At 63.4% G+C, this 20,924-nt stretch carries 18 protein-coding genes and 3 pseudogenes; 19 read left to right on the forward strand and 2 right to left on the reverse strand.

Features of this window, described 5'->3' with window-relative positions; all coding sequences use genetic code 11:
* From AX709_RS17975 to AX709_RS18015, 9 genes and pseudogenes are all read left to right on the forward strand, one after another.
* A pseudogene (locus AX709_RS17975) lies at nucleotides 1-231 on the forward strand (efflux RND transporter periplasmic adaptor subunit); the annotation flags it as partial.
* A gap of 3 nt (nucleotides 232-234) precedes the next feature.
* Complete coding sequence (locus AX709_RS17980; RefSeq protein ID WP_004212878.1) at nucleotides 235-3,480, forward strand: efflux RND transporter permease subunit; 3,246 nt, start codon at nucleotides 235-237, stop codon at nucleotides 3,478-3,480.
* A gap of 53 nt (nucleotides 3,481-3,533) precedes the next feature.
* Nucleotides 3,534-4,022 carry an SRPBCC domain-containing protein gene (locus AX709_RS17985; RefSeq protein ID WP_004212879.1) on the forward strand — a complete coding sequence of 163 codons (489 nt, stop codon included), beginning with the start codon at nucleotides 3,534-3,536 and terminating at the stop codon, nucleotides 4,020-4,022.
* The gene (locus AX709_RS17990) at nucleotides 4,019-4,396 is read left to right on the forward strand and encodes a hypothetical protein (protein ID WP_004212880.1); all 378 of its coding nucleotides are present in this window, start codon (nucleotides 4,019-4,021) and stop codon (nucleotides 4,394-4,396) included. Before AX709_RS17985 ends, AX709_RS17990 begins: the two co-directional genes overlap by 4 nt.
* Nucleotides 4,397-4,443: 47 nt before the next feature.
* On the forward strand, nucleotides 4,444-4,857 hold the full coding sequence (locus AX709_RS17995) for a hypothetical protein (RefSeq protein ID WP_004212881.1): 414 nt from the start codon (nucleotides 4,444-4,446) through the stop codon (nucleotides 4,855-4,857).
* 3 nt (nucleotides 4,858-4,860) lie between these two features.
* Nucleotides 4,861-5,547, forward strand: a complete 687-nt coding sequence (locus tag AX709_RS18000) for a ZIP family metal transporter (protein ID WP_004212882.1) — start codon at nucleotides 4,861-4,863, stop codon at nucleotides 5,545-5,547.
* Complete coding sequence (locus AX709_RS18005; protein ID WP_004212885.1) at nucleotides 5,544-6,152, forward strand: cation transporter; 609 nt, start codon at nucleotides 5,544-5,546, stop codon at nucleotides 6,150-6,152. Before AX709_RS18000 ends, AX709_RS18005 begins: the two co-directional genes overlap by 4 nt.
* Nucleotides 6,149-8,650: a heavy metal translocating P-type ATPase gene (locus AX709_RS18010; RefSeq protein ID WP_004212886.1), complete on the forward strand. Its 2,502-nt coding sequence runs from the start codon at nucleotides 6,149-6,151 to the stop codon at nucleotides 8,648-8,650. The genes AX709_RS18005 and AX709_RS18010 overlap by 4 nt, the downstream gene beginning before the upstream one ends.
* A complete protein-coding gene (locus AX709_RS18015; protein ID WP_066551366.1) occupies nucleotides 8,647-9,396 on the forward strand; it encodes an HAD-IIB family hydrolase in 750 nt (249 codons plus the stop codon). The genes AX709_RS18010 and AX709_RS18015 overlap by 4 nt, the downstream gene beginning before the upstream one ends.
* Before the next feature lie 196 nt (nucleotides 9,397-9,592).
* On the opposite strand, the pseudogene AX709_RS18020 reads toward AX709_RS18015, so the two are convergent.
* Nucleotides 9,593-12,485, reverse strand: a pseudogene (locus AX709_RS18020) (Tn3 family transposase).
* A gap of 125 nt (nucleotides 12,486-12,610) precedes the next feature.
* On the opposite strand from AX709_RS18020, the gene AX709_RS18025 reads away from it, so the two are divergent.
* From AX709_RS18025 to AX709_RS18050, 7 genes and pseudogenes are all read left to right on the forward strand, one after another.
* Entirely contained in the window at nucleotides 12,611-13,231 is a 621-nt protein-coding gene (locus AX709_RS18025; RefSeq protein WP_008832583.1) for a recombinase family protein, read from the forward strand.
* Nucleotides 13,232-13,233: 2 nt separating this feature from the next.
* On the forward strand, nucleotides 13,234-13,758 hold the full coding sequence (locus AX709_RS18030) for a GNAT family N-acetyltransferase (RefSeq protein WP_011607966.1): 525 nt from the start codon (nucleotides 13,234-13,236) through the stop codon (nucleotides 13,756-13,758).
* 91 nt (nucleotides 13,759-13,849) lie between these two features.
* Nucleotides 13,850-14,128 carry an MgtC/SapB family protein gene (locus tag AX709_RS19280; RefSeq protein WP_269450307.1) on the forward strand — a complete coding sequence of 93 codons (279 nt, stop codon included), beginning with the start codon at nucleotides 13,850-13,852 and terminating at the stop codon, nucleotides 14,126-14,128.
* A gap of 166 nt (nucleotides 14,129-14,294) precedes the next feature.
* On the forward strand, nucleotides 14,295-14,690 hold the full coding sequence (locus tag AX709_RS18035; protein ID WP_197419094.1) for a cupredoxin domain-containing protein: 396 nt from the start codon (nucleotides 14,295-14,297) through the stop codon (nucleotides 14,688-14,690).
* A 283-nt stretch (nucleotides 14,691-14,973) separates the two neighbouring features.
* A pseudogene (tnpA, locus tag AX709_RS18040) lies at nucleotides 14,974-15,393 on the forward strand (IS200/IS605 family transposase).
* A gap of 135 nt (nucleotides 15,394-15,528) precedes the next feature.
* A complete protein-coding gene (locus tag AX709_RS18045) occupies nucleotides 15,529-17,673 on the forward strand; it encodes a TonB-dependent receptor (protein WP_231472091.1) in 2,145 nt (714 codons plus the stop codon).
* 16 nt (nucleotides 17,674-17,689) lie between these two features.
* Nucleotides 17,690-18,190, forward strand: coding sequence for a DUF1440 domain-containing protein (locus AX709_RS18050; protein WP_066551370.1), 501 nt, complete (start codon nucleotides 17,690-17,692; stop codon nucleotides 18,188-18,190).
* 98 nt (nucleotides 18,191-18,288) lie between these two features.
* Here AX709_RS18050 and AX709_RS18795 read toward each other — a convergent pair whose 3' ends face one another.
* Nucleotides 18,289-18,618, reverse strand: coding sequence for a hypothetical protein (locus AX709_RS18795; RefSeq protein WP_125458964.1), 330 nt, complete (start codon nucleotides 18,616-18,618; stop codon nucleotides 18,289-18,291).
* 952 nt (nucleotides 18,619-19,570) lie between these two features.
* On the opposite strand from AX709_RS18795, the gene AX709_RS18055 reads away from it, so the two are divergent.
* From AX709_RS18055 to AX709_RS18065, 3 genes are read left to right on the forward strand one after another with little or no spacing between them, the layout of a single operon-like run.
* Nucleotides 19,571-19,861 (forward strand): hypothetical protein, encoded by a 291-nt coding sequence (locus AX709_RS18055; protein ID WP_231727568.1) that lies wholly within the window; start codon nucleotides 19,571-19,573, stop codon nucleotides 19,859-19,861.
* 20 nt (nucleotides 19,862-19,881) lie between these two features.
* A complete protein-coding gene (locus AX709_RS18060) occupies nucleotides 19,882-20,301 on the forward strand; it encodes a periplasmic heavy metal sensor (protein ID WP_030541565.1) in 420 nt (139 codons plus the stop codon).
* Nucleotides 20,298-20,870 (forward strand): RNA polymerase sigma factor, encoded by a 573-nt coding sequence (locus AX709_RS18065; RefSeq protein ID WP_004212943.1) that lies wholly within the window; start codon nucleotides 20,298-20,300, stop codon nucleotides 20,868-20,870. The genes AX709_RS18060 and AX709_RS18065 overlap by 4 nt, the downstream gene beginning before the upstream one ends.
* Nucleotides 20,871-20,924: the final 54 nt, after the last annotated feature.

Raw genomic sequence — 20,924 nt, forward strand, 5'->3', positions numbered from 1 at the left:
AGCGGGGCGGTCCGCGTGCCGACGACGGCGGTCCAGAGTTTCGAGGGCAAGTCGGTCGTGTTCGTGCGCACGCCCACCGGCTTCAAGGCGACCCCGGTCCAGCTCGGCGATGCGTCGGGCGACACGGTGATCGTCCGGTCGGGCCTGACCGGCAACGAACAGATCGCCACCACCGGAAGTTTCACGCTCAAGGCCGAGATCGGCAAGGGCGAAGCGAGCCACGAGGATTAAGCCATGATCGCCCGTATCGTAACCTGGGCGGTCGAGAAGCGCTGGCTAGTCCTGCTCCTCACCGTCATCGTCGCCGCCATCGGCGCCTTTTCCCTCTACCGGCTACCGATCGACGCGGTGCCGGACATCACCAACAATCAGGTCCAGATCAACGTCCGCGCGCCTGCCCTCTCGCCCGAGCTGGTCGAGAAGCAGGTGTCGTTTCCAATCGAAACCGCGCTCGCCGGCACCCCCGGCCTGGAATATACGCGCTCGTTGAGCCGCAACGGCTTCGCGCAGATCACGGCGGTCTTTTCGGACGCGACGGACATCTATTTCGCCCGCCAGCAGGTGGGCGAGCGTCTGCGGGGCGTGCAAGAGAATCTGCCCGACGGCGTGAACCCTGAAATGGGTCCGATCGCGACAGGCCTGGGCGAGGTGTACATGTACACCGTTCGTCTCGATCATCGCGAGGACGACAAGCACAAGCCCGGTGAACCGGGCCAACAGCCCGATGGCAGCTACATCACGCCAGAGGGCGAGCGACTGACGACCGAAGAGGACAAGGCGACCTACCTGCGCACCGCGCAGGACTGGATCGTGACGCCGCTTCTGAAGACCACACCGGGCCTCGCCGGTGTCGACTCGATTGGCGGTTACGCCAAGCAGTTCCTCGTCGTGCCCGACGTGCAGAAGCTGGCCTCGCTCGGCATCACGCTGACGGACCTGGGAAATGCGCTGGAGCGCAATAACACCAGCGTCGGCGGTGGCTTCGTCAATCGCAATGGCGAAGGTCTGGCTGTTCGCTCGGATGCGCTCGTTCGCAATGCCAGCGAGTTGGCCAGGACCGTGATCGCGACACGTAACGGCGTGCCGATCACGGTCGAACAAGTTGCGACTGTGAAGACGGGTCAGGCGATCCGCATGGGTTCGGCATCGGAGAACGGTACCGAAGTCGTCGTCGGCACGGCGATCATGCGGATCGGCGAGAACAGCCGCATCGTGTCGACCGCGGTCGCTGAGAAACTGAAGACGATCAACGCTTCGCTGCCTCCTGACGTCGTAATTCAGCCGGTGCTGAACCGCACCGAGCTGGTCAATTCGACGATCAAGACGGTCGCGAAAAACCTGTCCGAAGGCGCGGTGCTGGTCATCGTCGTGCTCTTCCTGCTGCTCGGCAACTTCCGTGCGGCCCTGATCGCGGCGTTGGTCATCCCGATCACCATGATGCTGACAGGCTTTGGTATGCTGCGCGCTGGGGTCTCGGCCAATCTGATGAGCCTTGGGGCTTTGGACTTCGGTCTGATCGTCGACGGCGCCGTCATCATCGTTGAAAACGCGCTGCGCCGGCTTGCCGAGCAACAGCATCATGAAGGCCGATTGCTCAGCGTCAAGGAACGGCTCGCGACCGTGGCAGCCGCTGCGCGTGAGATGATCCGTCCCTCTGTGTACGGGCAGGCAATCATCATCCTCGTCTACGTACCGCTGCTCACGCTGACCGGCGTGGAGGGTAAAACGTTCGGACCGATGGCGCTGACCGTCATCATCGCGCTCGCCTTCGCCTTCATCCTCTCTCTCACCTTCGTGCCGGCGATGATTGCGATCTGGCTGTCGAAGAAGGTCGAGGAGAAGGACGGCCGCATCATCACGTGGCTGAAGAAGCGCTACGAACCCGGTCTCGACCGGGCCATGAAGCGCCCGACGCTGACGATCGGTGCGGGTGTGGGAAGCCTTGTGGTGGCGGCGCTTGCTTTCACTACGCTCGGCTCGGTGTTCCTGCCGCAGCTCGACGAAGGCGATTTGCTGATCCAGTCGCTCCGCATTCCGGCAACGTCGGTCCAGCAGAGCCAGGCGATGCAGGTGCCGATCGAGCGGATGATGTCGAAGCAGCCGGAGGTGCAATTCGTCTATTCCAAGACGGGCACCGCCGAGCTGGCGGCCGACCCGATGCCGCCGAACGCGACCGACATGTTCGTCATCCTGAAGCCGCGCAAGGATTGGCCGGATCCTGAGCTTCCCAAGGAGGAGCTGGTCAGCCGGATCGAGGGTAATCTCGCGAAGATTCCGGGAAATGCCTACGAGATCACCCAGCCCATCCAGATGCGCTTCAACGAGCTGATCGCCGGCGTGCGCGGCGACATCGCGGTGAAGGTGTTCGGGGACGACTTCAACCAGATGAACCGGACGGCCGAGCAAATCGCGGCGGTGCTGCGCAGAACGCAAGGCGCAGCGGACGTGAAGGTGGAGCAGACGACCGGTCTTCCCATGCTCGACATTCGCGTCAACCGCGACGCGATGGCGCGGTTGGGCGTTACGGCTCAGGATGTGCAGGACACCGTGACTGCGACGATCGGCGGGCGAACATCGGGCCAGATCTTCGAGGGCGACCGTCGCTTCCCCGTGGTGATCCGCCTGTCGGAGGCGCAGCGTGCCGACATCGGCCTGCTCCAACAGGTGCAGGTGCCGGTGGCAGGCGGCGGCTATGTACCGCTGTCCAGCGTCGCCGAGATCAAGGTGGTCGATGGTCCGAACCAGATCAGCCGCGAGAACGGCAAGCGGCGCGTGGTGGTGCAAGCCAACGTGCGTGGCCGCGACGTCGGATCCGTCGTGGCGGATGCGCAGGCGGCGATCGGCAGCCAACTCCGGCTGCCTGCCGGCACCTATCTCGAATGGGGCGGCCAGTTCGAGAACCTCCAATCGGCAAGCGAACGGCTGAAGCTGGTCATTCCGGCTTGCTTCATCTTGATCCTGCTGCTCCTCTACGGGGCGTTGGGATCGGTCCGCGACGCCGCGATCGTGTTCACCGGCGTGCCTTTCGCGCTGGTGGGCGGCGTCCTGTTGCTGTTCCTGCGGGGCATGGACTTCTCGATCTCGGCGGCAGTGGGCTTCATCGCCCTCTCGGGCATCGCGGTCCTCAACGGCCTCGTCATGGTCAGCTCGATCCAAGATCTGATCCGATCAGGGATGAGCCGCGAGGAAGCCGCGCATGTTGGCGCGATGCAGCGTCTGCGACCCGTCATCATGACCGCGCTAGTCGCCAGCCTCGGCTTCGTGCCGATGGCGCTGGGCGAAGGCGCCGGCGCAGAGGTTCAAAAGCCTTTGGCGACGGTCGTCATCGGCGGTCTGATCTCGGCGACGCTTCTTACGCTGTTCGTGCTGCCGACACTCTATGCCCGGTTCGGGCAGAAAGTGATCGAGAAACCCGAGCACTACAATGAGGAGCATGAAGGGGACGACCACGGTCAGACCTTCGTGAACAACTTGGCCTGATGGATGGGCGGGGCGATCCGCGATCGCCCCGCCCATCTCTGGGAGATGGGGATATGCCTCGCACCATAACCAGCTCGATGCTTCACGGCGGGCCACTGCGCATCTGGTCGGCACTCACCGATCCGGATCATCGCCGGGCGTGGAGTCCGCTCGTATTTCTCGATGATCCGTCCCGGCTCGGCGACACAGAATGCACCTTTGCGATCCAGGGCATCACCCGGCCAATTCGGACGCCAGCACGGATTGATCGATTCGATAAACCGCACGCCTTCGCTTGGTCCTGCGGCATCCCCTATCTGTTCACGCTCGAAGAGCGGTACGAGCTGGCGGGGGACGATGGCGGCACCAGGCTAACGCATAGCTGCACGCTGCGCGGGGCGCTCTCCCTGCCGTTCGCGGCGATGATGTTGCGCCGCCTGCGATCCCTGATGGTCGAATCTGACGATCGCCTCGCAACCTATCTCCGCTGGCGGGTAGGTCAGCCTGCCCGGGCTATCAATCGTCAGCGCGTCCCCTTCCGCTACAGGAGGAAGGCGCGATGATGATGCACTGTAAGCGGGTGCTGCCCGCCGTCATCCTCGTTGTCGGGCTCGCGGCGTGCTCGGAAAGAAAGCCGCCAGCCCCGCCAACGGAGCAGCAGATCCATTCGTCCGACAGCGCCGTGGCGACCGGGGAAATGGGGCGGCATAGATATCGCTGTTCCGACGGGGAACCGCTGTTCGTCGATTACAAGGACAACGGCCTGCAGATCGATTTGCGGCGCTCCAACGGGGGACCGCCGATGATGCTGACCGCGCCAGCGCAGGGCCTGCAATATGTCGGCGAAACAGCCACCGCGACCTTCAAGGGGTCGCAGCTCACCATCGTGGAAGGCGATGGCCGTACCCGGATCTGCGAGCGGGAAGGCACGCGATGAACTGCCCTGCCTTCGAACGCCACAGGGCGCTTCGTCGGAAGAGACCGATGTCTGACACGTCGATTTCAAATGTGACAACCTTGTGCGGCCTGAATCGGGCCGGTCTGGCGATCGCGCGCCTCGGCGTCGTTCTCGTCTCCGGGGCGGTTATAGGGGCGTGTAATCCAGCGCCGACCCAGCCTACCGAGCCGGCGCATGAAAAGCATCTGACGTCGAAACTAATCGCGCAGCGCATCATGTACTGCGACGACGGCACACGCGCCGATGTCGACTTCATCGATGACGGCTTGAAAATGGCCGTCACCTGGCTGCCGAAGGGCAGGACCGAGATCCTGCGCGCGCAGCGAACCGGTGACGAGTTTCGCGGCGACCATTCGCGGGCTGTCGTGGCGGGCGGATCGATCGCGTTCACGCGACGCGGGAAGATCCGCGTCTGCCACCGAACCCCGGAGGAGTCCTAGGAAATGCAGGCACTGCTCTATACGCTTGCGCCTGTGCTGGCGGTCGTGCTCGGCGCGATTGTCGCGAGCCGCACCAAGTTGAAACCTGGCCTCGTGGCGGGCCTACAGCATCTCGCTGCCGGCGTCGTGTTCGCGGCGGCAGCGACCGAAATCCTGCCGCAGGTCAAGCATGAGGCATCGCCCAGCGCGACGTTGATCGGCGGGGCGGCGGGCGTCGCGACCATGCTGGGGCTCAAGGCTCTTGAGGCCCGCTTCAAGGGGCCGATGGCGCTACTCGCCGCGATCGGCATCGACATTCTGGTCGACGGCCTGGTGCTCGGCCTCGCTTTCGTGGCGGGCGAGAAGGCAGGTCTCCTGCTGACGATCGCGCTCACTCTGGAAGTGTTATTTCTGGGACTGACGCTGACCGACGAGCTGGCGGAAACCTATCGCTCGCGCTTGCGCATCATCGTGATCGTCTCGGCATTGGCCCTGCTGCTGCCGATCGGCGCGCTCGCTGCCGTGCCGGTCGCCGCGCTGTCGCCGGTGATGATCGCCGGCTTCCTCAGCTTCGGGCTGATGGCGCTGCTCTACCTCGTCACGGAGGAGTTGCTGGTCGAGGCGCACGAGAAACCCGACACCCCGCTCATCAGCTCGATGTTTTTCGTCGGCTTCCTGGCCCTGCTGACACTTGAGGAGATGATGGGATGATCCCGGGCAACGACAACAATGGCGGGCAGGAGCGCCGCACACTGTGGATCGTCCTGCTGCTGAACGCGGCGATCGCTGCGGGCTTCTTCGTTTCCGGCTTCTTCGCGGACTCGAGCGCGCTGATCGCCAACGGCGTCGACAACCTGTCCGATACGGCTGTGTATGCGCTGAGCCTTGTGGCGCTCACCCGGGGCCAGACATGGAAGACACGCGCCGCGGTCGCTTCGGGCGTCATGCTGCTGATCTTCGCGGGCGGCATCTTGATCGATGTCGGACGGCGCTACGTGCAGGGCAGCGAGCCCATCGGACCTACCATGATGGTCATGTCCGCGATCGCCGGCGTCGTGAATTACCTCTGCCTGCGGCTGCTCCAGCGCCTCAAGGATCCGGACGTCAATCTCCGGGCCGCAACCACCTTCAGCTTCAACGACTTCATTTCCAACGGCGGCATCCTGATCGCCGGCGTGCTGGTGCTGTGGTTGGGTACCAATTGGCCGGACCTGCTGGTCGGCTTCGCCACCGCCATCATCGCCATCAAGGGCGGTGTCGAAATCCTGCGCGACGCGCGCGCCGAAACCAAGAAAAGCGAAAGGAGGTCGTCATGAACGACAAGCTCGAACTCGACATTCCAGTGTTGTTGCCGGACCTTCCTGACGCGGCCGATGCCTGCCTGGACCGTCTCGTATCAACCCTGTCAAAGCGCGAAGGTGTCGAGCGGGCGCATGTGATCTGTCTCGACGGCAACACGCCAGCGGCGCTGTGCATCCATTTCGATGCCGCCAAGCTGCCGCTGCCACGGTTGCGCGAAATGGTGCGCGCCGCAGGTGCCGAAATCACCGAGCGCTACGGCCATGCGATCTGGCAGGTGACGGGGATCAACCACGAACGTCGGGCGCGCACGGTCAGCGATGCGCTGTGCGCCTTGCCCGGCGTGGTCCAGGCAAGCGCCAGCACCAGCGGGTCTGTCCGGGTCGAATATGATCGCCGCGAAACCACCGAAGAGGAGGTGCGCGCTGCGCTTCGCAAGCTGAAGGTGAGGGTGGGCAAGCGGGTCGCTGCCGATGAACATGCCGGCCACGACCACGGCCCCGGGGGCCACGGCGCGGGCGAAGAGAAGCACGGCCCCGGCGATGGCCACGACCATAGCCACGCCGAATTTCTCGGCCCCAATACCGAGCTGATCTTCGCGCTCGCCTGTGGCGCGCTGCTGGGGATCGGCTACGCGATCGAGAGGCTGGTCGCTGGCGCGCCCGAATGGCTGCCGACCGCCTGCTATATCGCAGCCTATTTCTTCGGCGGATTCTTCACGCTGCGCGAGGCGATCGACAACCTCCGGATGAAGAAGTTCGAGATCGACACGCTGATGTTGGTCGCTGCGGCCGGCGCCGCTGCGCTGGGCGCATGGGCCGAAGGTGCGCTGCTGCTGTTCCTGTTCAGCCTCGGCCATGCGCTTGAGCATTATGCAATGGGCCGCGCCAAGAAGGCGATCGAGGCGCTGGCGAAGCTCGCGCCCGAAACCGCGACCGTGCGACGCGGCGGGCAGACCAGCGAAATCCCGGTCGAGCAGATGGTCGTCGGGGACATTGCCATCGTCCGCCCGAACGAGCGCCTGCCTGCCGACGGCTTCGTCATCAAGGGCACCAGCGCGATCAACCAGGCCCCGGTCACGGGTGAAAGCATCCCGGTCGACAAGGTGCCGGTCGCAGATGCCGCAGCGGCACGCGCCAAGCCCGATGCAGTCGACGCGGAAAGCCGGGTTTTTGCTGGTACGATCAACGGCGGCGGCGCGATCGAGATCGAGGTGACACGCCGTTCCAATGAAAGCGCGCTTGCCAAGGTCGTGAAGATGGTGAGCGAAGCGGAGACGCAGAAGTCGCCGACGCAGCGCTTCACCGACCGGTTCGAACGGATCTTCGTGCCCGCCGTCCTGGTCCTGTCAGTGCTCCTGCTGTTCGCATGGGTGGTCGTCGACGAGCCGTTCCGCGACAGCTTCTATCGCGCGATGGCGGTGCTGGTGGCGGCAAGCCCGTGCGCGCTCGCGATCGCAACGCCGAGCGCGGTCCTGTCGGGCGTTGCCCGTGCAGCGCGGGGCGGCGTGCTCGTGAAGGGCGGTGCACCGCTCGAAAACCTCGGGTCGCTCAAAGCGATCGCTTTCGACAAGACGGGCACGCTGACCGAAGGTCGTCCGCGCATCACTGATGTCGTGCCCGTCGATGGCGCCGATGAAGGCGAGTTGCTGGCGCTGGCTGTCGCCGTCGAAGCGTTGAGCGACCATCCCCTGGCCCAAGCGATCGTCAAGGACGGCCGCGAACGTCTGAACGATCGTGCCGTGCCGACTGCCGGCGACCTCAAGAGCCTGACCGGTCGGGGCGTCACCGCGAGCGTGGATGGCGAGACGGTGTGGATCGGCAAGGCCGAGATGTTCGGAAGTGAGGGCATTCCGGCGCTGGGGCAGGGCGCGCAGGACGCAATCGCGAAGCTGCGCGAGAACGGCCGCACGACAATGGTGGTCCGCAAGGGGGACCGCGACCTGGGCGCGATCGGCCTGATGGACACGCCTCGCGAAGCTGCCAAGACCGCGTTGCGTCGGCTGCACGAGATGGGCGTGTCGCGGATGATAATGATCTCCGGCGATCACCAGAAAGTCGCCGAAGCGATCGCCGACGAAGTCGGGATCGACGAAGCGTGGGGCGACCTCATGCCCGAAGACAAGGTTGCCGCGATCAAGAAGCTCGCCGGCGAAGACAAGGTCGCGATGGTGGGCGACGGCGTGAACGATGCGCCGGCGATGGCAAGCGCCACGGTCGGCATCGCGATGGGCGCGGCGGGGTCGGACGTTGCGCTGGAGACAGCCGACGTGGCGCTGATGGCCGACGATCTGGCGCACCTGCCATTCGCAGTCGGTCTTAGCCGCCATACCCGTGGAATCATCCGGCAGAACGTCTTCGTCAGCCTGGGTGTCGTCGCCTTCCTGGTGCCTGCTACCATCCTCGGCCTCGGCATTGGGCCAGCGGTGGCGGTTCATGAGGGATCGACGCTGCTCGTCGTCATCAATGCGCTCAGGCTGCTCGCCTACCGCGATCCGGCAGGGAAGGCGGCATGAAGTGGCTGATCGCCTTCGACCTCGACGGCACGCTTGCCGAGAGCAAGCGGCCGTTATCGGAGGATATGGCCGCAATCCTCGCCCGATTGCTCGCCATCACGGATGTGGCGGTGATCTCGGGCGGGGACTGGCCGCAGTTCGAAAAGCAGATCGCCTCGCGCCTTCCTGCCGGCGTCGCGCTCGACCGTCTCTGGTTGATGCCGACCACAGGCACGAAACTCTATCGGTTCATCAATGGCGCTTGGCGCGCGGTCTATGCCGAACTGTTCGACGACGCGGAGAAGGCGAAGATCCGCACGGCCTTCGATCAGGCGCTGACCGATGCCGGTCTCGCCGACGAACGTATCTGGGGCGAACGGATCGAGGACCGGAGCAGCCAGATCACCTTTTCGGGCCTGGGGCAGGCAGCGCCGCTGAAGGAAAAGGAAGCGTGGGATCCTGACCGAAAGAAGAGGACCGCGTTGCAGGCCACGTTGCGCGCGAAGCTGCCGGAGCTCTCGATCAATCTCGGTGGCACGACATCGATCGACGTGACCAGAGCAGGGATCGACAAGGGCTATGGCCTGAAGCGCCTGAGTGCCGAGAGCGGTGTCCCGCTCGACGGGATGCTGTTCATTGGGGATGCGATATTCCCCGGTGGGAATGACTATCCCGCTGCTGAAATCGGCCTCGACACAGTGAGGGTGCGCGACGTCGCGGAAACCACCGCCGTCGTGACCGCCATCATCGCGTGTCTGCACCGATAGGATCAAGATACATGGTCGGCTCCATCGCGGAATGCCGCATTGTCAAAGCTCTGGCTTCTGTCGCTTAGGGCAGCGCTTCCTAAAACGAAAAGAAGGCAATGTGCGCGTCTCCGCGAACAAAGCCTCCAGCGATCAATCTAAGAGATTCCGCCGCGCTTCTCAATCGTAGGGGGCGTTTGCGGGAGGGGGCGGAATCCTACGCTAAGGATTTGGGCCAGCGATATTCGCCGGTTAGATTGATGTGTTCCCATCCCAACGGCGAGACGTGGGCGAGTAGATCAGGCGCGATATGGGTACCGCTGGCGGCCCGGGTATTGACGACCTCGCCGAGCTTCATGGTGTTCCAGAATATGATGATGGCGGCGAGCAGGTTCATTCCGGCGATGCGATAGTGCTGGCCTTCGCCGGATCGATCCCGGATTTCACCTCGGCGGTGGAAGCTGATGGCGCGCTTTAGGGCGTGGTGGGCCTCACCCTTGTTGAGGCCGATCTGAGCCTGGCGCTGGAGGCCGGCATCAAGAATCCAGTCGATCATGAACAGGGTTCGCTCGATGCGGCCCACCTCTCGCAATGCGAGGGCCAGCTCATTCTGGCGCGGGTAAGAGGCGAGCTTGCGAAGAATCTGGCTGGGGGCGACGATCCCCGCTGCGATCGTCGCCATGATGCGCAGGATGTCGGGCCAGTTGCGCTCGATGAGCGGTTCATTGATCTTACCTCCGACCAGCGCTCGCACATTGGCCGGCGTCGCGTTGGGCGTGAAGGCATAGAGTCTTTTCTGAGGGAGATCGCGGATACGGGGGGGCGAACCTGTAGCCGAGCAAGGCGCAGGCGGCGAACACATGATCGGTGAAGCCGCCCGTGTCGGCAAAATGCTGGCGAACGCGGCGGCCCGCGTCATTCATGAGCAGCCCGTCCAGGATATAGGGAGCCTCGCTGACCGTTGCCGGGATCACCTGGGTTGCGAACGGCGCATATTGATCGGACACATGGCTGTATCCCTTGAGGCCCGGGACGTTGCCATATTTCGCGTTGATCAGATTCATCGCCTCGCCCTGCTCGGTAGCAAGGAAGAACTGCCCGTCGCTGGATGCCGATTGCCCTTGTCCCCAGAAGGCGGCCATGGGCAGGGCGGCGTGGGCCTCCACGATCATGGCGAGCGCCCGATCATAGGCGCTGCCTTCGACATGCCAGCGCGCGATCCGCAGCAATTCCCAGAAGCTGTGCGTGTTGGTCGCCGCCGCCATCTTGCGCAAACCGAGATTGACGCCTTCCGCCAGCAACACGTTCATCAGGCCGATCCGGTCGCTGCAGGGCGCGCCGGTGCGCAGATGCGTGAACGCCTCGGAAAATCCGGTTCGCTCATCGACTTCCAGCAACAGATCGGTGATCCTCGCGGGCGGGAGCTGTTGATAGAGATCGAGCACGAGATCCTCGGCCCCTTCGGGCGTGTCGGCCCTCAGCTTGTCGATGTGCAGCTTGCCGTTCTCGATGATGCCGCCTGGGATCGTGCCGGTTCGCGCCGCGCGGCCAAACTCCTTCAGCCGTGTATCCAGTCGAGCCCTGCGCTCGGCCAGCCATTCGCCGGGTCGCAGCGGCACGGCGAGCCGCGCGGTCTGCTCTATCGCCTGTGGCGGGACCAGAAGCTGCTTGAGGTCGCCATAGCGGCGCGATCCCGCCAACCATATGTCACCGGACCGGAAGGCGTCGCGGATGTGGAACAGCACCGCGATTTCCCAAAGCCGGTGGTCGCCGCTGGGCTCAGCGCGAAGATGACGATGCCATTTCGAGTTGGGACGTAGAAAATCCACCGGCGGATCGACCTTGATCCCGTTACGCAGCATCGCAACGGCCGCCAGAAGAGGCGTGGCGATCGGCGCCGCCTGCATGTCGAGCAGGCGCAGCATCCTGGGCGCGTAGAGGCGGAAACGGTGATAGCCGTCCAGCACACGGCTGAGCGGGTCGGCCGCGAGCACGTTGGTCAGCGCGGAGGCCGTGGCGACAAGGGTTCTGAACCGTTCCCAGCCAGGCCCGGTGGCGATTATCCCGTCCAGGGCCGTGCCATCGTCCTGCGCTCCAAGCAAAGCACCACCGATTTCGGCAAAGGACTTCAGCGTGTCCCGAACGGCCGCCTTTTCGTCGGCGATCCTGGTGTTGCAAAGGCGTTCGGAGGCCCGATAGAGACGGCCTACGATGCGATCGTGGGTCTCCACGATGACATCGGCCAGCGATGACCGCCATTCCAGGGTGCAGACAGCGAGGATCGCAAGCCGCCTGTCTTCGGGCAGATCACGCATGCCGTCGGCGTAATAGCGCTCGCCCTGCCGGCGAAGCCGGGTCACACGATGCGCCGGCACGCCGTCCAGCAAATCCGCCGGAAGATCGAACCTTTGAAGATATTCCAGTCGATCCATCAGCCGGTTAGCGGCTGCTGAATTTGCGCCAACCTCGAACTGTCGCAGCCATACGAAGCGCGTGACGCGACCATCCACCGTATCCTCCAACAGGTGGGCCAAATTCTCGCTCAGGGTTGGCGTGATGCGATGGGCGATAAGATCCTCGATCCGGCGCTCGGCCTCAACCAGCGCATCGGCGCAAAGGCGCTCGATCGTCGAGGAGCCGGGAAGGATCGTGCGGGTGCGGCGACACTCCGCAACGAAGCGACGGGCAAGATCCTCATTCGATGTCGCCGCCTCGGCTTCCCGAGCGATCCATTCGCGCAAATCCCGTGCGCCCCGCCCCGAAAAGGAGCGATAGCCGTAGATTCGGCGAAGGTCCGCCAGATGCTCGTGCCGGGTCTCCTCGCGCGCGGCATAGAGGAGTAGATCGTCGCTGGTCAGGCCGAGCTGGGCCGCGATGAAATCCGATACCTGCGCCGGGATCAACTCGCCAGGAGCGAGCACCCGGCCCGGGTAGCGCAGGACGCACAGTTGCAGCGCGAAGCCAAAACGATTGTGGGCGCGCCGGCGCTGGCGGATATGCCCGAGATCCTCATCGCTGAGGGTATAGTGCCGCAGCAGCTCACCTTGATCGACCGGCAAGTGAAGCAGCGCCTCGCGCTGTCGATCGGTCAGGGTCACGCGACGCGGCATACATGCTCCTTATTCTTTCCGAGCTACGGTTTGAGATAGCTTGATTGAGATGCTGGTTAAGATACACAATAGCCCAATCTTATGTGCTCATGTTCGTCACCGCCTCAAACCTTCGTTTGTGATCCATGCTGATCGGCTACGCCCGCGTGTCCAAAGCCGACGGCTCGCAGTCGCTCGACCTGCAGCACGATGCCCTTCGCGCTGCCGGTGTCGAGCCAGGCAATATCTATGATGATCGTGCATCCGGTAGCCGTGATGATCGCCCCGGTCTTGCCGCCTGCCTGAAATCGTTGCGCGACGGCGATGTCCTCATCGTTTGGAAGCTCGACCGGCTCGGCCGAACGCTCACCCACCTGGTCAGCACGGTGCAGAATCTGTCGGATCGCGGTATCGGTCTGCGGGTGCTCACCGGCAAGGGCGCGCAGATCGACACCACGACGCCATCGGGCCGGATGGTGTTCGGCATTTTTGCCACACTGGCGGAGTTTGAGCGGGATATGATCCGCGAGCGCACCATGGCTGGCCTGGCCGCTGCCCGCGCGCGGGGACGCAAGGGTGGCCGCAAGTTCGCCCTCTCCAAGGCCCAGGTGCGGCTCGCTCAGGCTGCTATGGCCCAACGCGACACGTCCGTTTCCGACCTCTGCAAGGAACTCGGGATCGAGCGCGTCACTCTCTACCGCTATGTCGGTCCCAACGGGGAACTCCGGGATTACGGTCAGCGCGTGCTTGCTGCCAAAACGCGATGATGATGACGGGAGCCCCGATCAAACTTACCCAAGCGGACGCCGCAGACGTTGCAGACCTGTACAACCGTTGCAGCGACTATTTCCTGTTGCAGGACGGGGCCGCGCCCACGCTGGACGATGCTCGCGAGCTTTTCTCCGATGTGCCGCCCGAAAAGAGCGCCCACAATCAAGCTGTCCTGGGATGGAAGGGGCCTGGCGGCCTATATGCAATCGCGGCCATCCTCCGCGATTATCCGCGTGATGGCACATGGTATCTCGGCTTCATGATCGTAGATGCCGCACAGCGTGGTCGTGGCGTCGGACGCTCAATTTACTCGACGGTCGAAAGCTGGGCCGCTGCGAGAGGTGCCACAGAGATTCGGTTGGCCGTGCTGGAAGCGAATGAAGCGGCAGAGCGATTTTGGCGTTCTCTCGGCTTCATTGAGTATCGGCGCGTTGGGCCAGACACCTTCAAAATGCGTAGCCATCGCCGGATAGAACTGAGCCGTCGCCTTTCTGGCGCGACCGTAGAAGGCAGCAACAAGTAAGATCTCGCGCCGGCTATCTGGGCGAGCTTGGCGTAGGATTCCGCCCCCTCCCGCAAACGCCCCCTCGAACGCCATCGGGGACCAAGGTCGCATCTCTGCGGGAATTGTTACTGGAGTAGGATTCATTGGCGCCGGCATCATCCTGCGCGACGCTGGGCGCGTGACGGGGCTCACAACGGCAGCTACGCTCTGGGCGTCTGCAGCGGTCGGGTTAAGCGCCGCGTACGGGATCTATCATCTGGCTGTCATAACCGCTCTGATGCTTCTTTTGATCCTTGAGCTGCCTCGCATGCCTGGGTGGACGCGGGTTTCGCACCGAGCCCGCTTGCATGTACACCATTCGGATTCCGACGACGAACCTACTCGATGAACATCACCTTGCACGCCGAAGCAGGCCAATCGGGTCGGAATCTAGCGCCGTGGAAGTTGGAATTGACGTCCCTTTCTCGGGATTTTCGCTTCGATGCAGCTTTTGAACGGCCAAATGAGCCTGCGGCTCAATCCGTGCTATGATACGCTTGTACTGGGGATGTTCGATGCGCTCGCTAAGCCTCGCTGTTTGCGGCCTTCTTCTCGCGGGGCCTGGCTTTGCTCAATCGCCGAACTGGTTGAACGCCCGGACGATCGAAATCGACATGAAGAATTTCGCTTTCGTTCCAGCCACGATCACGCTTCAACGCGGTGTTCCCTACCGCTTGCGCTTTGTTAACACGGCAGGGGGCGGCCACAATTTTGTCGCCAAGGCCTTTTTCGAGCAAGCCAGTATTGCCCCTGCCAGCCGGTCGACGATCAACAAGGGTGAGGTCGATCTGGGAGGCGGAGAAAGCGGGGACGTGCGCCTGGTTGTCAACCGGATCGGAACCTACGACGTGCATTGTTCGCACTTCATGCACTCGATTTTCGGCATGAAAGGCAAGATCGTCGTCCGGTGAGCGTCACTGGCTCGGCTCTCTTCCATGTCATGGCTGAGGACGTTCGGCGTAATGCAACGGCAAAGCCAACTCAGGCTCTGATAAGTGATCTCGTCGGGCTTCGTAACATTGCCGTAGTCCGTTTCGCTGGCCTCATATTTTAGAGTCCTCTAGCAAGGAGGAACCCCTCCGACTTCAGTCGGATACTGGCTTCAGCCACAGACTCGCGTGCTAGCCTGTAACCTCGGGAAAAGCGGAAGCCGCCGAAGGCGTGAAGCTTCCGCTTTTCCCGAGGTTACAGGCTATGGCGTATCGGTCCGGTTGTCACACCACATTCCATCATCGCTACCATCTCGTTTGGGCGCCGAAGTATCGGTACAAGGTGCTGATCGGCGATGTTCGGCTACGGGTGCGCGAGATCATCCGTCAGGTCTGTGCCGAGATGGGCGTGAAGATCATCAACGGCGCGCTGTCGAAGGACCACGTACACATGTTCGTCGAAATCCCGCCGCACGTCTCGGGCAGCGACTTCGTGCGCCGGGCCAAGGGGCGCTCATCCCGCAAGATCCAACAGGAATTCGAGCACATCCGCAAACGATATTGGGGCTAACGCTTCTGGCAGCGCGGCTACTTCTCGACCACATCCGGCAACATCACCGATGACATCATCATGCGTTACCTCGACCGACATACCCACAAGGACGGCTTCAGCCCCACCGCTTGATCCTACCGGCGTCAGCCGGTCAGTGATTCAGAGAGCAAGTCAACGGGCCTGACAGCGACCACCCCGAAGGGCTATTGCGACGCACTCTCAAATCACCTATTGCGTTGGTGAGAGAGATTCGCAAAAGGGTCAACGGTGAGAAATCTTGGTATTGGAACTGCACTCGGCTTCGGGCTGCTCACCGTCCCGGCAATGGCTCAAGACCAGTTCCTGCCGGGACCCGGCAGCACCTCGCAAACGATCATCGTGACCGGCGTCCGCGACGGCTATCAGATCGATGCGACCAGCACCGCCACGCGCACACCGACCGAGCTCAACGATGTCCCCCAAGCGGTCTCGATCATCACGGAAACGCAGATCGACGACCAGGCGATGCGCTCTATTGCCGATGTACTACGCTATGTCCCCGGCGCCGTAATCTCTCAAGGTGAGGGACACCGCGATCAGATCATCCTGCGCGGGAACAGCAGCACCGCAGACTTCTTCGTCGATGGCTTGCGGGACGACGTGCAATATTATCGCGGCCTCTACAATGCAGAGAGGATCGAGGTTCTGAAAGGTCCCAACGCGATGATCTTCGGGCGCGGCGGCGGCGGGGGCGTAATCAACCGCGTCACCAAGCGCCCTGTCGCCAACGCCTTCATCAGCGGCAGCGGTTCGGCGGACACATATGGCGCATGGTATGTCGACGCCGACATCAGTCAGCCACTCAGCGAGTCCGTCTCCACCCGGATGAACGCCGTTTACGAGGAGTTCCGAAACAATCGCGACTTCTATGACGGGCGCCGGGTTGCGATCAACCCGACCGTCGCGCTCTCGCTCGGCGGTGCGACTCGGATCGATCTGGGCTTCGAATATAACAGCGACAAGCGAACGATCGACCGAGGCGTCCCCTCGGCCGTTCAGGGCTCGCTGACGAGCCCGTCACGCCCGCTCACCGGCGCCCGCGACACCTTCTTCGGTGTGCCGGGATTCAACGTCAGCGATTTCGAGGCCAAGGTCCTGAATGGGCGCGTCGAGCACCGCTTCAGCGACAATCTGACCCTGACCAGTCGGGTCCTGTATGGTGATTACGACAAGCTCTATCGGAACGCCTTTCCGGTCACCCCGGTCACGTCGCGCGGCGGCGTCCAGAGCGTCGGCCTCGAAGCGTATAGCGATCCCACGACACGCAAGAACCTGCTCAACCAGAACGACCTTGTTTGGAGGGTCACCACTGGACCCGTCCGCCACGTGCTGCTCGCTGGCTTCGAAATTAGCGACCAGCGCACGCGCAACCAGCGGATCAACGGCTTTTTCGGGGGTGGTGATATCGTCAACGGGGGGCGGCGCGTCTTTGTCGGGTTGGCCGACCCGATCACGGTGCCGCCGGTCACGCTGCGCACCACTCCCAATACCGGCTACCGGTCAATCCGCACGAACGCCGACGCCGCCGCCTTCTATGTGCAGGACCAGATCTCGATCGGCGACCATGTCGATCTGATCGGCGGCGTTCGCCGCGACCGCTTCACGCTTAACGTCGACGACCTGGTTGCCGGGCAGAGCTATCGCCGGACCGACACGCTTTGGTCTCCCCGAGTGGGCGTGGTGCTCAAGCCGGTGCAACCTGTCTCGATATACGCCAGCTATAGCCGGTCCTTCCTGCCGCAGTCGGGGGATCAATTCTCATCGCTCGATGTCACCAGCGCCGCGCTGGAGCCGGAGAGGTTCGACAATTACGAGCTTGGCCTCAAATGGGATATCCGCCCGACGCTGAACCTGACCGCCGCCATCTACCAGCTTGACCGCACCAACACCCGCGCGGCCGACCCCAATGACCCCGCACGGACGGTGCTCACGGGCGCGCAGCGCAGCAAAGGGCTCGAACTCGGCCTTAGCGGCGCGATCACACCCCAGTGGCAGATCAGCGCGGGCTATGCGCTGCAGGACGCGACAATTCGCAAAACGACGAGTGCCGCCCCGGCCGGGCGCGAGGTTCCGCTGGTTCCCAAACAGCAGGCTTCGCTGTGGACCCGCTACGACCTCACCCCTCGCCTTGGGGCCGGGGTCGGGGTCTATCACCAGTCGAGGAGCTTCACGTCCATCAGCAACACCGCCATCCTGCCCGCCTTCACCCGCGTCGATGCCGCCGCATTCTTCAAGCTCACCCCCCAGATCGAGGCGCAAATCAACGTCGAGAACCTCCTCAACAGCAACTATTTCTCGTCCGCCTACAACGACAACAACATCATGCCCGGTGCGCCGATGACAGTGCGAGCGACGGTTAGAATGAGCTTTTAGACAAGGCGCCGGAGAGATGGATGTGAACACAGAGCGCGTAATCGAAGGCGCTGTGACGGGCGCGGCGGCGGGGTTGGTGGCCTCGTGGGTAATGTCCGAGTTCCACGAAGCCTGGAAAGCCGCTTCGGGCGATAGGGATGTCGGAGACGAGCCCAACACCGTCAAGGTGGCCGACGCTGTAACGGAAGCTACCGTAGGGAAACCGGTACCGGAGGGATATCGTGAGCCTGCGGGAGCAGCTGTTCATTACGGCTTTGGGGTGTTTCTCGGCGCTCTCTACGGAGCCGCGGTGGAGGTTCGCCCAGAGACCAGCGCTGGGTTCGGAACCGCCTACGGAGCGGCGGTGTCGCTGGTCGCCGACGAGATGGCGATGCCGGCGTTGGGCTTTAGTCCCCCCGCTTCGGAGGTCGCGGCTTCGACGCACCTGCGCGGCTTTGTCTCGCACCTAGTTTTCGGCGTGGCTCTCGAAGTGGCGCGGAGGCTCCTAATTGCGGGTGTCAGAGCAAAGATTGCCTAAAGCCGCACGCCCGCGACCTTCTCCGTACTCTTGCGTGTCAGACGCGTTGTCACTCTTCAGAAGTGACAACGGCGCGGTGGCCCGCGCCGTTGTGCATCCTAGTGGTTGTAACCATGCTCGTTGTACCGGCGCGCGTCGCGACGCGCATGACGTACTTCCCGGCGGTAGTCCCGACGGGCGTGCCGGTTCGAGGCGTAGCCATAGTTGCCGTAATTGGAATAACCGTTACCGTAACTGCTATGCCCTTGGCCTTGGTAAGAGCCGTAACTTCGGCCGTGACCCTGCGGTTCAACATAGCCATAGCCTTGGCTGTAGTAGCTCTGGTTCTGATACCCATGGCCGTTGGATTGGCCGGCATGGGCCGGCGGTTCGGCGAGGGCCGGTGCGGCTACGATGAGTGCCAATCCGGCGATCGCGAGCTTGAACATGTTCCTTCTCCACAACTACGCTCGTCGTACCGCGAGTGGCCGATCGGGCTGGAGAGATGTGTGCGCCGAACGTGCTGAACCGGGTTTGAATAGTCTCGGCAGCTCGCGTGAAGACGGGACGGAAGCACCTTACGCCGGGAACTCGTCTCAGCTCGGAAGTCGAAGCTTACCAGGCGCGCGGAGCCGTCCGCGGCACCCTTTTGCCCCTTTCCCCCATATCCTAAGCCGTTTCCCTCTCGCTGTCCTGCGGGCTTAAAGTCGGCTCCGCGGTCCGGCTTATGTACCTGATCCGGTGGCGGGCACCGGACGGGCTTTCCAGAGTCTTCGGGACAAACCCAGGCTGAGCACGACGGCGAATGCCGCCAGAACGCCGGGAAAGACGAACGACGCGACCCTCACCGTCAGGCCGAACTCTAGCTCCAGCTGGAGGAAAAGACGGCGGTCAGGGCATTTGAAATGTGGGGCGTCAAGGATTGCTCGGGCGCTTTTCGCAGGGTAAGTGCCGTCCCCTCAACGAGCTACCAGGCTCGACTCGGTGACGCGCTCATCCGTGCCCGCGCAATTTGAACGCTAACGTCATCGGAAATAGCAAACATCGCGCCGTCGCCCCAGCCCGTTCACTGGCCTCAGGCCGGCCTTGGGGGTGGGTTGATATCAAGGCGTGGCCGCCCGATTGGGCCGCCCTCATCGTTCTGAACGGGGGTTCTGCGACGGCGAGGCCGCGGAACCGCATCGATTGCCGGTCTGCGTGTCATCCGACCGATTTTGACCTCCCATAAAACAGGGAATTCGAACAGCGGGACGCGTGTGCCCGGCCTGTCTAGCGAGCTGCGAGCGATTGGACGCAATGGAAGAGTGCGCAGCCGCGTCCGGGGGGTGTGTGACATTCGCTCGCTTCGGACTCGAGGGGTGTTCACCGGCCGTGCGTAATGGATGTGAGGACGGCGGAGGAATGAACATGGACATGAATTTAGACAGCGCGTTGCGCCGCCTTGCCGAGCAACCGCTTCATCCACGGCTTGCTGAACTGGAAGGCGATGTCATGCGGTTGATCGCGGCGGAGCGGCGCGCGGGCGGCGGAGTTACGCTGCGATCCGGCATGCTGGCAGCGCTAGGCGCAGTCGCCTTGGGAGTGGTGGGCGGCGGATTGTCGTCCGCAGCGACGACTGCGCAGGTGCCGACGCTAACACCCTTCGGGCCTGCCATGCCGTTAGCGCCTTCGACCTTACTCGCGTTCCAGTGACGAGCGGCGCCCGGAGGACGATGCTGATCGCCATCGTCGCGTTCGTGGCGGCGGTCGCAGGCGTGTGGGCTGGACGTGAGTTATTCCCCTCCCCGCCAAGCCCGGGCGTTGAGCTTCACAGCTTGCTCCACGACGGGCTCGAGCTGGACGAAGCTCAACAGACCAAGCTCCAGATGCTGGAGTCTCACTTCACCGTTCGAAGGCGTGCCTTGGAGCTGGAACTCAGAGCCGACAACGCCCGGCTCGCCGCCGCCATCGAGGCCGAACATGGTAACGGGCCGCAGGTCGCGGCCGCCGTCGATCGTTCGCACGGCGCGATGGGTGAGCTCCAGAAGGAGACGTTGAACCATATGTTCGCGATGCGGCAGATCCTGCGGCCCGACCAGGCGAGGACGTTTGACCGCGCGGTGGTGAAGGCGCTGACCGCAGACGCGCGGTGAGCCTTGATCTCGCGGCCTGCACGGACGGCGAACTCGCCGCCTTGACGCTCGCCGGACGTCAGGCTGCGTTCGCTGAGATCATGCGGCGGCACCAAAGACCGGTCTACCGCCTGATCCGCTCGCATATCGGCGACGCCGAAGAGGCGCTTGACCTCACTCAGGAATGCTTCGTGGCCGCCTTTCAGAACTTGCGAAAGTATGACGGAGATCGGCCGCTCGCTGCGTGGCTGACCCGCGTGGCGATCAACAAGAGCCGCGACTGGCACAGGCGGCGGCGCATACGCCAGATACTATCGTTCGCCTCTTCGCTGCCGCCCGACACCATGGAGAGTGAGCGGGACGAGGCGCCGGGTGCCGACGCCATCACCTTCGATCGCGCAGAGCTTGCGCGGCTTTCGCGCGCGGTGTCCGAGCTGCCGGCCACGCTCAAGGAGACGCTTTTGCTGCGGACCGTGGAGGGCTTGTCCCAGGCGGAAACCGCCGCCGCGCTGGGGATCAGCGGAAAGGCCGTGGAGACGCGGCTCCGGCGTGCGCGTGAAAGATTATCGAAAATTCTCGACTTCGCGTGAGGGGATGGGCCTATTTGCGCGTAATGAAAGATAAGGTCGGCGGCCCCCCCCCCC

This window comes from Sphingomonas sp. CCH15-F11 (assembly GCF_001557005.1).
In the GTDB taxonomy this organism is placed as follows: Bacteria; Pseudomonadota; Alphaproteobacteria; order Sphingomonadales; family Sphingomonadaceae; genus Sphingomonas.